The organism is Streptomyces sp. NPDC029164, from assembly GCF_055563995.1.
On record NZ_JBVHWW010000074.1, the window covers coordinates 1 to 12456 of the forward strand.

11 protein-coding genes, 1 tRNA gene and 1 pseudogene are annotated in these 12456 nt (G+C 72.8%); 9 read left to right on the top strand and 4 right to left on the bottom strand.

Translation table 11 applies throughout. The features are described from left to right. The first annotated feature begins 176 nt into the window (after nt 1-176). From ACZ4VT_RS36840 to ACZ4VT_RS36870, 7 genes and pseudogenes are all read left to right on the top strand, one after another. Nucleotides 177-985 (top strand): annotated as a pseudogene (locus ACZ4VT_RS36840) (IS5 family transposase). 159 nt (nt 986-1144) lie between these two features. Further along, on the top strand, nt 1145-1921 hold the full coding sequence (locus tag ACZ4VT_RS36845) for a peptidoglycan recognition protein family protein (protein WP_467955719.1): 777 nt from the start codon (nt 1145-1147) through the stop codon (nt 1919-1921). 484 nt (nt 1922-2405) lie between these two features. Then, the gene (locus tag ACZ4VT_RS36850) at nt 2406-3758 is read left to right on the top strand and encodes a lipase family protein (RefSeq protein WP_467955720.1); all 1353 of its coding nucleotides are present in this window, start codon (nt 2406-2408) and stop codon (nt 3756-3758) included. Nucleotides 3759-3826: 68 nt separating this feature from the next. After that, a complete protein-coding gene (locus tag ACZ4VT_RS36855) occupies nt 3827-5311 on the top strand; it encodes a hypothetical protein (RefSeq protein ID WP_467955721.1) in 1485 nt (494 codons plus the stop codon). A 203-nt stretch (nt 5312-5514) separates the two neighbouring features. After that, nucleotides 5515-6297 (top strand): lysophospholipid acyltransferase family protein, encoded by a 783-nt coding sequence (locus ACZ4VT_RS36860; RefSeq protein ID WP_467955722.1) that lies wholly within the window; start codon nt 5515-5517, stop codon nt 6295-6297. Between the two features lie 276 nt (nt 6298-6573). Continuing rightward, nucleotides 6574-8199 (top strand): alpha/beta hydrolase, encoded by a 1626-nt coding sequence (locus ACZ4VT_RS36865; RefSeq protein WP_467955723.1) that lies wholly within the window; start codon nt 6574-6576, stop codon nt 8197-8199. A 100-nt stretch (nt 8200-8299) separates the two neighbouring features. Beyond that, nucleotides 8300-8374: transfer RNA gene (locus ACZ4VT_RS36870), tRNA-Trp, on the top strand. Nucleotides 8375-8392: 18 nt separating this feature from the next. On the opposite strand, the gene ACZ4VT_RS36875 is transcribed toward ACZ4VT_RS36870, so the two are convergent. Beyond that, complete coding sequence (locus ACZ4VT_RS36875) at nt 8393-8578, bottom strand: hypothetical protein (protein ID WP_467955724.1); 186 nt, start codon at nt 8576-8578, stop codon at nt 8393-8395. A gap of 249 nt (nt 8579-8827) precedes the next feature. Between ACZ4VT_RS36875 and ACZ4VT_RS36880 the strand changes: the two genes are divergently transcribed. After that, nucleotides 8828-9250, top strand: coding sequence for a VOC family protein (locus tag ACZ4VT_RS36880; protein ID WP_467955725.1), 423 nt, complete (start codon nt 8828-8830; stop codon nt 9248-9250). A gap of 90 nt (nt 9251-9340) precedes the next feature. After that, nucleotides 9341-10336 carry an LLM class flavin-dependent oxidoreductase gene (locus ACZ4VT_RS36885; protein WP_467955726.1) on the top strand — a complete coding sequence of 332 codons (996 nt, stop codon included), beginning with the start codon at nt 9341-9343 and terminating at the stop codon, nt 10334-10336. 99 nt (nt 10337-10435) lie between these two features. Here ACZ4VT_RS36885 and ACZ4VT_RS36890 read toward each other — a convergent pair whose 3' ends face one another. The 3 genes from ACZ4VT_RS36890 to ACZ4VT_RS36900 form a co-directional block, all read right to left on the bottom strand. Beyond that, the gene (locus tag ACZ4VT_RS36890) at nt 10436-10846 is read right to left on the bottom strand and encodes a hypothetical protein (RefSeq protein ID WP_467955727.1); all 411 of its coding nucleotides are present in this window, start codon (nt 10844-10846) and stop codon (nt 10436-10438) included. After that, nucleotides 10825-11073: a hypothetical protein gene (locus ACZ4VT_RS36895; RefSeq protein WP_467955728.1), complete on the bottom strand. Its 249-nt coding sequence runs from the start codon at nt 11071-11073 to the stop codon at nt 10825-10827. The genes ACZ4VT_RS36890 and ACZ4VT_RS36895 overlap by 22 nt, the downstream gene beginning before the upstream one ends. Before the next feature lie 63 nt (nt 11074-11136). Further along, a complete protein-coding gene (locus ACZ4VT_RS36900; protein ID WP_467955729.1) occupies nt 11137-12306 on the bottom strand; it encodes a winged helix DNA-binding domain-containing protein in 1170 nt (389 codons plus the stop codon). Between the last annotated feature and the right edge of the window lie 150 nt (nt 12307-12456).

Below are 12456 nucleotides of genomic sequence, written 5' to 3' on the forward strand. Positions count from 1 at the left end.
CGAACAAGGCGTCGCCCGCGGCATCCTCGAACGCACCAAGCAAGGACGATCCGTGTACTACACCCCCACCACCACCAACCAACCCCAACCACAACCACAACACCCCTAACCCACCCCTCTCGGATCATCTGATCGTTGGTTGATGTGTGTCGTTGACTGACGCGCGGTGGGCGCGGATGGGCCGTTGCTGCCGGACCGGGCACCTCGGCGTGGTGGGCGGTGGGCGTGATCACCGTCAGGTGATCGACGCGATCGCGTTCAAGTACCGCACCGGGGTGCCGTGGATGGATCTGCCAGAGCACTTCGGGTGGTGGGAAGTCACCTAGAGCAGGCTGAGGATCTGGGCGATCGACGGCACATGGGAAAGCGTCTTCGCCGCCCTGCTCGCCCAGGCCGATGCCGAAGAGGACCTCAATGGGTCGTCGCGGTCGACTTCACCATCGTTCGCGCCCCCCAGCACGCCGCCGGGGCCCGTCAAAAGGGGCCCGGCCGGCGAGCCCGCCGACCATGCCCTCGGACGGTCCCGCGGCGGGCTGACCACGAAGATCCACCCCGCCGCCGACGGTCGTTGCCGGCCCTTGGCGTTCGTGGCCACGCCCGGCCAGGCCGGCGATGCTCCAGCGTTCACCCAGGTCATGGCGGCGATCCGGGTGGAGCGACAGGCCGTCCCCTAACCCAACCCGCAGTTGTACTGGCCGACAAGGCCTACTCGTCCCGCGCGATTCGCGAGCATCTGCGCAAGCGCAAAACCCGGGCCGTGATCCCGCAGCCGGCCGACCAGGCCGCCAACCGCAAGCAGCTGGGCCGCCTCGGCGGCCGCCCGGCGGCCTTCGACCGTGAGGCCTACAAGCAGCGGAACGCCGTCGAACGCCGCATCAACAAGCTCAAACAATGGCGCGGGCCGGCCACCCGCTACGACAAGACAGCAACCGTCTACCGGGTGGCCCTTCACCTCGCGGCCATCCACATCTGGTCCGCGAGGTGATCGCCAAGAAGCGGGCTAGTACCGGCGGGGACCGGCCCGGACCGGACCGGGATGGCTGGGGGCCGGCCGGGGCCAGTCCGACGGTGGCCCGGTGTGTCTGCGCGGCCCGTGCAGCCCAGGTCCCTTCAATGGACAGCCTCCTACGGAAACGGGCACCGTATGACCCCCTCCGCACTACACACCCGCCGCTCCGTCCTCACCGGCGCCTTCACCCTGGCCGCCACGGCGGCGCTGCCCCTGGCCTCGGCCGGGCGCGCGTACTCGGCCACCGGCCCGGACGTCATCGCCTGCGCCGCCTGGGGCGCCCGCGCCCCGTCCGAGTCCGTCGTCGTCCTCGCCAACCGCCCAGAGCGGATCATCGTCCACCACACGGCAACAGCGAACGTGACGGACTACTCCAGACAACGCGCCTTCGCCCTCGCCCGCGCCATCCAGACCTACCACATGGACGCACAGGGCTGGATCGACACCGGCCAACACTTCACCATCAGCCGCGGGGCCTTCGTCCTCGAAGGCCGCCACAACAGCCTCACGGAACTACGCGCCGGCACCCGCCAAGTCCGCGCGGCACACTGCATCGGACAGAACACCCTCTCGATCGGCATCGAAAACGAAGGCACCTACACCTCACAGGCCCCACCCGCAGCGCAATTCGCGATGCTGACCGACCTGTGCGCCCACATCTGCGACCAGTACAACCTGCCCGCCACCGAGATCTACGGCCACCGCGATTTCAACGCCACCTCCTGCCCCGGCGACCACCTCTACGCACTCCTTCCCGCACTCCGCAACAACGTCGCCGCCCGACTGAACACCCCCCAACCGAACCCACAAACACATACCGCACCCAACCCACTAGGGGACCTGCTCCGAGACGCCTCCAACCAACCAGACACCGCCTACACCGAATACCTCCCGGCAAACCTGCTCCCCTGACCGGTCACCCCCCACCCCCCACCACCACAGCCACAGCCGCCAACACCAGGCGCGTCAACACGGCGGTCCACGGCTCATCCTCCGGGCCGGTGACATCTCGTCGGCCGGACGCGGGTCCGCAAACCCGTCCGACACCGCGCGGATTTCGGGGCGAGAGGCCCTTCGGCGGTGGCTCGCCGGGCGGACCTCGCCCGCCCGGCGAGCCGGCGCGTGCGCGCAGTGGATCACTTTCGGTGCCAGCATGCGTGGCGCACGCAGGAGCCGGCGCGGCGAACACCGCACAGGGACGAGAGGGAGGACCGTGACGCCTCAGACCGTGACGGATCAGACCGTGACGGATCAGGCGGCGGCCGATGAAGCGGCCCAGCCCATTCCCGGGCAGGGCAGACCGCCCGCCCACCGACCCGGAACCGTCGACGAGGCCGGGACCGTCGACGAGACCAGGACCGTTGACGGGACCGGGGCTGGGGCCGCCGGTGGGACCGTGGCGGAAGGACCCGACGCGGAGCTTCTGGTCGCGGCGTCCGTGCTGCTGGCCGACGCGGCCCTCACCGCGAAACGAGCCGGTGCGGAACTGACCGGGGCGCTCAGCAGTTGGCGGTTCCCTCTGGCCGCCCTGCGCAGTCCCGGGTGGGCGCTCGGCACGGCGGCGGCGTGCGCCAGGGCACTGACCAGCCCCTCGGGGCTCGGGTTCGGCCCGAACGGCGGGCTCGTCGGGGAGCTGGCCCGGATGGCGGGGAACGTGACCCACCGCCGCCCGGCCGCGGTGTCCATGGCCGTGGACGCCTTCGCGCTGCGGATCGAGGCGGCGGTCGTCGAGCACCCGAACCTCGGCTCGGCACTGGCCAGACGGCTCACCGACGCCATGGTGGAGGGCAACCGCTGGGAGGCGCTGCGGGCCCTGCACGCGCTGGTCGAGCGGCTGGGCGTGACACGCGCCCTGACGACCGTCAGCCCGGTCATCATGGAGTTGCTGGCGCTGCTGGGACTGCTCGACGAGAACCCGGTCAACGACGGCTTCTCCTGGGTGACGCTCGCCGGCGGGGTACCGGCCACGGATCCCTTCCTCGGGCTGCCGAGTTCGCTGCTCGCCCTCCTCAACCCCGGTCCCGGGCGGGCGGAACGGACCGAACCCGATGCGATCCTCGCGAAGGTCCTCACGACCTCCCGCAACGACGTCGTCAGCTACATCAACGACATCGGCGCCCTCGGCAACCACGGGCTGGTACTGCTGCGGCGCGTCGAGTGCGCCGACGGCCACGTCCGGTACGTGCTGTTGCTGCCCGGCACGAGCTTCGGGCTGCCGAGCAACAGCACCCCGCAGGACCTGCTCGGGGCGTTCGACGGCTGCCTGCGCTCCGACACCACATACACGCGCGCGGCACGGAAGCTCCTGCGCCGGGCGGGGGTACCGGCCGGGGCGGAGGTGATGTTCGTCGGGCACAGCCTGGGCGGACTGACGGCGATGAACCTGGCGATGGACGCGGAGTTGGCATCCGCCTACCGGATCACCCACGTGGTCACGCTCGGCTCCCCCATCGACAACAAACGCCCCGCCGACCACACCACCCAGGTGATCAGTCTCGTCAACAAGCACGACGTGATCCCCATGCTCGACGGGCGCGGACCCGCCTCTCCCAACGACATCCCCGCCGGCTGGGTCGAACTGACCTGGCTGGACGAGTCGTACGACTACCCGCTCTCACACGCGCCCCAGGCGTACTCCGACACCCTGCGCGGTGAGATGGCACACCACCGGGACCTCGTCAACAAACTGATCAGCGCCTACGACGGCGAAATCGTCGGGAACCAGCCGTACATGCTCCGTGACAAGTGACAAGTACCAAGTGACAAGTACCAAGTGCGAGTGCCCAGTGAGCCTGTGAACTTGAGAGAGAGCTACCGATGACCCATGCCGACGGCCCGGCCACGGCGGCGGCGCGGCCCGAGACTGCCTGGCCCCTGGAGAACCTGCTGTTCAGCGCCGCGCTGGTGGCCAGGCGGATCCCGTGGGCGGACCTGCCCGCGCGCACACTCGGCCTGGGCACACTGACCCGCGACGGGCTGACGGACCGGCTGATGGCCCATCTGAGGAACGGCCGGGCAGGGCGGCCGGTACGGATGCGCACCCCCTACGGGTCCTTCCTCATGCCCCTGACCCGGATGGATGCCCAGACCCTCCTCACCCGCGGCCAAGCCGCCGGGGCGCTGGGAGTCCCCTGCGCTCTCACGGCCGACGGCCTCCGGCACGGACTGTCGCCCCACGCGACGCCGCAGGGCGCGACAGAGACGGGGGCGGGGGTGTGGGAGGCGCCGGCACCGGGCGGTGCCGGCGGCACGGGCGGCCTGGACGGCCAGGTCGCCGAGCACCTCGCCACGATGGCCCGGACCCGGCGGGAGGACGGCACCCTGGACCGGGACCACTGGGAGCCCGCCATGCGGCGGCTGAGCCGGCACGTCGTCCTGGGAGCCGACGCCGCCGAGGACACCCTGCTGAGCACGATGGTCACGGCGGCGGCGGAAGCCGCGGGCGGACGTGCCTACGAGGCACGGGCGGCGGCCGTACGACGGCGGATGGCACCGTACCTGGCCGACCCCGACCCTGGCTGCCTGGCCGCCCGCCTGACGGTTGCCGCCGGCGGCCAGGGCGGGGCAGATCCGTACCCGGCCGTCGCCCACGCACTGGCCCTGGTGACGGCGGCCACCAGCGTATCGGCGTTGAAGGCCCTCACCCTCCTCACCACGGACGCGGACGGGGACACGGACACGGACACGGCCGCAGATGCTCGCGGAACGCGTGCGGGCGTCACGGAGACGGCGGCACCGCCCACCGAGGAGGCAATCGACCACGCCATGGACCAGGCCCTGGAACAGCACCCCGTCCTGGCCGCCATGGTGTATCCGGTCCGCACGCCGTTCACCGCACAGGGCCTGTCGATCGGAGCCGGAGAAGAGATCCTCTACGACGCGGCCCTGTTGGGGCCGCACGGCCAGGGCGAGCGGACGGACCCCGCGTGGGCGCTGTGCGGGAGCCCGTCCGGCTGCCCGGCCGCCCGGTTCGCCGCGCACGTGGCCCGCGAAGTCCTCCGCCAGACCGTGGTGCGGCCGGTGCTTCCCGGTGCACGGATCGCGGCAGCCCCCCTGCCGGACACCGCCGGTTCCCGGGCCGTGGCCAGGGCCGCGCCGCTCGCCGCGTACGGGGCACGGGGGCAGGCCGACGCGGACCGGCTGGAGGAACATGCCGAGAGGCTGTGCGCGTGCGCGGCCGACACCGGCTGGAACGGCAGCGAGACCGGCGAGCGGTTCCGAATGGCCCTCCTCGCCCACGCCGAGCGCTGCTCGCGGGCGGCCGAGGACGTGCGGCGTGCCGCGAGGTGGCTGGCGGACTGATCCGGGCCGATCCACAGGCCACCCACTCCGTACCAGGGGCCCGCTCCCGCTCCGGCCTGTCCCCGGGACCCTCGAACGGAGTACTTCGGGCGGTCGCACCCCGGTCGGCCGTGATCAACAGGCCTCCCAGCCGTTGAACCGGCGCAAACACCGACTCGCCGGCCGCGGGTCGGCCGGCGAGCGATGCGAGAGTGGGTCCGCGCATGCGGGACAGCGTGATCGAGATGATCAAGGCGACCGGGACGGAACTCGGCTCCGCCAGACGGCTCCTCGGCGAAGCCGGCGGAGTGGCGTGGGACCGCCTCCTGGACTGGCTCGTCGACGACTACTTCCGAGTCATCGCGCTCGGCCTGGAGAACATCCCGGCCGACGGCCCGGCCGTGATCGCCGTCAACCACTCCGGTGCCTGGGGCCTCGACGCCTTCGTCCTCGACAAAGTCCTCGGCAGGGCGCTGGACCGGCGCGTACGGTTCCTCGCGGCTCCGTTCGTCTTCCGCACCCCCATCCTGGGACGACACGCCCGCCGTAACGGCGCGCTGCCGATCGGCCCGACGGCCGGCGTCGAGCACCTCAACGCCGGGCAGCTCGTCGGGGTGTACCCGGAAGGCATCGCGGGCCTGGAGAAACCGTTCACCGAGCGGTACCGACTGAGGTCCTTCAGCCCCGGTTTCGCGGTCGCCGCCATCCGCGCGGGCGCCCCCGTGGTACCCATCGGGATCGTCGGCGCGGAGGAGGCTTGCCCCAAACTCGGCGAAGTACCCACCCTGGCACGGCTGCTGGGCGTGCCGTACTTCCCGGTCACCACGCCGTTCCCGCTGCCGTCCAACTGGACGATCACCATCGGAGAACCGATCCCCGCGCCGGCCCGCCCCGAGGGCCTGGCCGCCCGCCGGGACGCCGCCCGCACCCTCAGCGAAACCACCCGAACCGCCGTCCAGGAACTCCTCGACCGCGAACTCGCCGACCGAGAGCACCTCTTCGACTGAGCACGCCCCACACGCCCCACACGCCCCATCCCGCCCCACACGTCCGGCCCGCCGGCCTACGGCCCGTTCCTCGTCCTCGTCGATGACGTCGGGGGCGCGGCTGAGCAGGAGTGCGTTGCTTGTCATAGAAGGTGGCGTCGCGGGGGGTACCACTGTGGTGGGAGCGGGCCGCCACCCGTGGGGGTAGGGAGGAATCACCTCCTGGTGGGACGACAGGGCGGCGGGCGGCGGCTACGTTGTCGCCCGTTGCGCAACGCCCATACGGAGGTTCGTCGCATGCAGACCCGTTTGGCTGATGGCTCCCGCAAGCCAGTGGTGTGGGGGATATCGCTTGTCCTGATCACGGTCGCCGCGCTCCTGGGGGTGTCGCCCGGGGCCGCCACGGCGACGGGCCCCGCCGCCGCGCCGGCGACCCCGCCTGCGCCCGTGCCCGTTCTGTCCTGGGGGCCGTGTGCCGGCCCGGCGGACGGTTTCGAGTGCGCGACCGCCCAGGTGCCGCTGGACTACCGCCGGCCCACCGGTCCCACGATTCCCCTCGCGGTCACCCGACGGGTCGCGGGCACGCCGGCCCACCGCTCCGGTGTCCTCGTCCTGCACCCGGGCGGGCCGGGCAACTCCGGTGTGGACTTCGCCCGTAACAGCTACGCGGCGCTCCCCGCGTCCCTGCGTGACGCCTTCGACGTCGTCGGGTACGACATGCGCGGTGTGGCGCGCAGCGGTCAGGTGGAGTGCTGGGACGACAAGGAATACGCGGCGGCCGTCGACGCCGCGCGCGGCGTTCCCGGTCCGGGAACCCTGCAGACAGCGATCCGGCAAGGCGCCGACTTCGCCAACGCCTGCCGGCAACGCTCCGGTGGCCTCGTGCCGTTCATCGGCACCGCCTCGAACGCCAAGGACCTCGACCTGCTGCGCCAGGCCCTCGGCGAGGAGAAGCTCTCCTTCTACGGCCGCTCCTTCGGCAGCTACGTCGGCACCGTCTACGCCGCGCAGTTCCCCCGGCGGGTGCGCGCCATGGTCCTGGACGGGGCTTACGATCCGCGGCGTTACGCGGACGTGCCGTACGCCTACGACGCCGCGCAGTTCGTCGCCCTGGACGCGGCGGTGGGCCGGTTCCTTGATTGGTGCGCGCACAACCCCGCCGCCTGCGGGTTCGGCGAGGGGCGGCCGCGGGAGGCCTTCGAGGAGTTGAAGCGGGCGCTGGACGCGGATCCGGTCATCAGCGCGAGCGGGCGTCCGGCCACCGGGTACACGCTCGCGTACCGCCTGATGTTCAACATCAACGCGGGCAAGGAGATCTGGCCCGAGCTGGGGCAGGCCCTGCGGGCGGCGCAGGCGCGCCAGGGTTCCTTCCTGCTGAACCCGCCCTCCCCCGCGTCGTTCGACTTCCTCAACGTGAACATGGCCGTCGAGTGCGCCGACCGTGTCTACCCGGCCGGCCGGCTGCTCCTGGGCGCGCTGGTCAGCGCCCATGTGGGGTCGGCGCCGCTGCTGGGTCCCCCCATCGGGCTCGGGCCGCCCACCTACGACCACAACCACGCGCCGACCTGCGCCCAGTGGCCGGCGGAGCGCCCGAGCCGCTACGAGGGCTCCTACCGGGCACAGGGCTCCGCCCCGATCCTGGTCCTGGGCACGACCGGGGACCCGGACACCCCGTACCAGGACGCGGTGGCCCTGGCCGGGACGCTGGAGGCCGGACGGCTGCTGACGTTCGACGCCGAGGGACACACCGCCTACAACCGCAGTGCGTGCGTCAGCGCCCTGGTCACGGACTACCTCGCCACCCTGGCGCTTCCCGCACGCGGGACCGTCTGTGCGGACGAGACGCCGGCGGGGGCACTGGGCCGCCGCACCGCGGGCATCGAGGTCGACGAGACACGCGATGTGATCCCCACCCTGCGCTGAGCACAAGGGCATCGGGGCGGGACGGGGGCGGGGCGGGTCGGATCGGATCGGATCGGATCGGATCGGATCGGATCGGATCGGAGTAGGATGCCGGGCGGACGGATCCGTAGCGCAGAGGTCGACGCGCGCGGTCTCCAAAACCGCGAGGACGCCGGTTCGAATCCGGTCGGCTCCGTCCGACCCGACCGCCCGGTCATGCGTGGCTGAGGATGACCAGCAGCCCGGTGCATTCCGCGAGGACCTGCGCGGCGAGAGCCGTATGTCGCAGCCGCCCGGCGGGAGCGGCCAGGGCGGCGGCGAACGCCACGGTGCCCAGGCTGACGCTCCACAGGAACAGCGAGCCGGGAAGCCCGGAGGTGCACTGTTCCCCGTACGTCACACAGCGCGAGGCTGCCGGGGAGGACAGGGCCAGGACGCCTGCGGCGAGGGCCGCCGGTATGAACAGGGCGGCGGACAGGACGGACCAGAGGGTGCGGCGGGCCCGGCACAGCCGTGCGGGTACTCACCTCGCGGGTGTGCGCCGTGCTCAGTCCGCCTGCACCGCACGCGGCCCGGGGCCGGGTTCGTGAGCGGTTCGCCGGCGCGCGTCGGCCGCTGTCGGCGGCCGGTGCGCAGGCACACTGGGGCCATGAACGTGAACGGCGATCTTCTGGCCCGGGCGCAGGTGTCGACCCGGCTTCCCGCCCAGGACCTGGAACGGGCGCGGCGCTTCTACGCGGAGCGGCTCGGTCTGGAGCCGGTCGACGAACGGCCCGGCGGCCTTCTGTACCGGTGTAGGAGTGCGGAGTTCGTGCTGTTCCGGTCCACGGGGGCCTCGGCCGGCACGTTCACGCAGATGGCGTTCGAGGTCGACGACCTCACGGCCGTGGTCGCGGAGCTCAAGCGGCGGGGCGTGGTCTTCGAGGACGTCGACGTGCCCGGGTTCACGACGAGGGACTCGATCGCCGAGATCGAGGGGAACTACCCGAGCAAGGCTGCCCGGGGCGAGCGCGGCGCCTGGTTCCGTGACAGCGAGGGCAACCTGCTGGGCATCGGCGAACCGGTCATCTAGGGCGCGAAGCATCACCGATGTCCTGGCCGGACGTGGCGGGAAAGCGACCGTCGCCGCCCTGGCGAGGCGCAAGATCCCTATGCTGACGGCATGCTCGACATACCTCTTTCAGCGCTGGAAGTCGCCATGGTCCAGACGGGCGCCCGGGCCGTGGAGACCCTGCGCGACACCGCTGCCTTCGCGCAGGGGGTGGAACGGCTGGGTTACCGCCGGCTCTGGTACGCGGAGCACCACCACTCCCCCGCGATCGGCGCGTTCCCGCCCGTCGTCCTGACCACGCACGCCGCCGCTTCGACCTCGCGCATCCGCCTCGGGTCGGGCGGGGTGCTCGCCCCCAACCACGCGCCCATCACGGTGGCGGAGCAGTTCGGAACGCTGGCCGCCCTGCACCCCGACCGGATCGATGTGGGGATCGGCCGCGGTCCGGGCACCTTCGACGAGGCCACCGCGCGGGCGCTTCGCCGCGGAGCCGGGCCGGCCACCGACGCGGAGTACCAGCAGGACGTCGCCGCGATCCTGTCGTTCCTGGTCGACGAGGTCGCCCTCGGCACGCTGCCCGAGCCATGGCTGCTGGCCTCCAGCCCCCAGGGGGCCGCTCTCGCCGCGGCCCTCGGCCTGCCCGTCGCGATCGCCCACCACATCCGGCCGGACAACACGCAGGCCGTACTGGAGTGTTACCGGGCGGAGTTCACCCCCTCCCGTTGGTGCGAGCAGCCCCGGGTGCTGCTGTGTGTGGAGACGGTGTGCGCCGAGACGGACGAGGAAGCCGCGTGGCGGGCGAGGCCGATGGAGGTCGTCAAGGCCGGGCTCCTCAAGGGACTGAGCCAGACGCCCTTCCCCACCCCCGCACAGGCGGCCACCCACCCCTTCACCGCCGAGGAACGTCAGGCGCTGGCGGGCTTCCGTGCGCAGCAGGCCGTCGGGGCGCCCGGCACCGTCGTGGACCGGCTCGCGCGACTGGCCGCCGAGACCGGGGCGGACGAGCTGATGCTGACCACACCCGTCCACGACCTCCGGGACCGGCTCGACTCCTACGAACTCATCAGGAACCACTCCGGCGCCGCGGCCGCGACGACCGCGCACTAGGAACGACGGGGGCATGGGGGGCGAACCGCCGGGAACGCGTTTCGATGCCGGTGCCCGTGCTCCGTGCGCCCGTGCGCCCGTGCCCCCGTGCCCCCGTAGTCAGGGTGCGTGTTCGGCGGCGACGGGGGTGGCGGTCAGCCGGATGGGGCGGTCGGCGGGACCGGTGACGAACACCGTTGCCACCCGCGGGCCTTGGGGGGCGAGATCGGCGCCGAACGCATCCGCTTCGGTCCGTACACCATGCGCCACTGCCGCCGCCGGTGGCGCCGCGCCGGTGAACGGCAGTACGCCGGAGATCTCGTACGCGGCCGCGAAGGGGGCGGGGCGCAGTTCGTCGGAGGTGAGGAGCGTGCCGCCGCCCTCGAGGAGCCCCGCGGCGAGGTCCTCCGCGAGCTCGGGAAGCAGGCGTGCGTAAACGACGGCGGGGTCCGGCGCGTACAGGTAGCGGCCGGCCGCTCGTACGGCCGGATGCGGCAGGCCGCGTCCGGTCAGCGATGCGCCGGCGGGCACACGCTGTCCGGGGTGAAGTACAGGCGCGGTGCGTGCTCACCGAACTTCGCCGCGGCCCGGCGCCGCAGCCGCACCTGTTCCTGGGCCGCGTCCACCAGCGCGGCCCCATGGGTCCGCCGCAGGCCGGCCGGCGCCGCGGGCTCCTGCCCCGGGCCGGTGTCCTGGAGGACGGCCAGCAGGGCCTGGCCCTCCTCCGTCAGCAGGGCCCGGAACGTCTCGAGATCCATCCGCGCATGCAACCAGCGCCCGCGCCCCCGAAGCGGGCCGGGGGCCGGGCGGGGCGGCGCCGGTCACAGCATGCGTACGTCGGCCTCGGGGAGTTTGTCCCACCAGTGGTGGTAGCGGCGGTAGACCTCCGTCTCGCGCTCGCCCAGCAGGGCGGTCAGGGAGTGGGCCTCCGCCGCGAGCCCGTGCCAGGTGGCGGCTGACAGGGGGTGGAAGGCGGTGGCCTCGATGCCGCCTGGCAGCGGGCGCCACACCCCGGCGACGTGGCCGTCGACCAGCAGGGTGGGCAGTACGTCGCCGTTGCGGCGGATCACCAGCGGGCGGTAGGCGGGGGGTATCACGCGGCTGCGGTCGGCGTAGGCCAGCAGGACGCTGTCCCACATGGCCATGAGGCGGGGCGGGGCAGGGGTTTCGGCGGGCGGACGCAAGCCGCCCGGCAGGTCGAACAGTGTGCTGCCGTCCGGGCCCCGGAGCTGTTCGAGCGCTCCGTCGAGAGCGCGCAGCGCCGTACGGACCGAGACCCGGCGCACCAGGGCGAACTGCGCGACGTCCTCGACCGAGGCGGGCCCGAACCCCGCCAGGTAGCGCAGGATCAGGGCCTGGAGGGCCTCGGGCTCGCCCGCCCGCGCGGCGGGAACCGAGCCGGTTCCGGGTACGGGTGTGGCTGCGGCTGCGGCTGCGGCTGTGGCTGCGATGAAGGACGGGCGGTGGCCGAACGACCAGGGGGCATCCGTCGGGGCGTGGTGCAGGGGCGCGTACGCCTTCAGCCCCCACCACGCGCCGTCCCTCTTCTCGGCGCCGAGCCGCTCCCCGGTCCACGCCTGCATCTGGGCGGAGGTCCGCGGCAGGCGGGTGAAGGCCAGCAGTTCCGGGAGCAGTTCCTCGGCGTCGGCGGGAGTCAGCCCGGCGGCGGCGAAGCGGGCGCCGAGCCGGGAGGCGTACAGCGTGGGCTGCATCGCCGTGCGCAGGAACGGGTAGTCCTCGGCGTGCACGGCGTGCAGGGTGATCCGCATCAGGGTCGCCTTGACCACCGACCGCCCGGTGAAGGCGGCGTCGAGTTCGGCCGGGGCGAAAGCGGTGAGCCGGTTCCACAGGGCGAGGTAGGGCGAGGCCGGGTGCTGTGCCTGGAGGGCGACCACGCGCCGTACTCCCTCGGGTACGGTCAGCGGCTCACGGTGCAGGAGCAACTGGCGGGCCAGGGTTGCCCGGTTGAGTTCGCGCGCGGTGATCGTCACAGTCCGCGATTGTGCCCTGTGCCGGTCCCCCGGCCGAGACCCGGGTCGCCACGTCGGGGGGGGGGGGGGGGGGGGGGGGGGGGGGGGGGGGGGGGGGGGGGGGGGGGGGGGGGGGGGGGGGGGGGGGGGGGGGGGGGGTGGGGGGGGGGG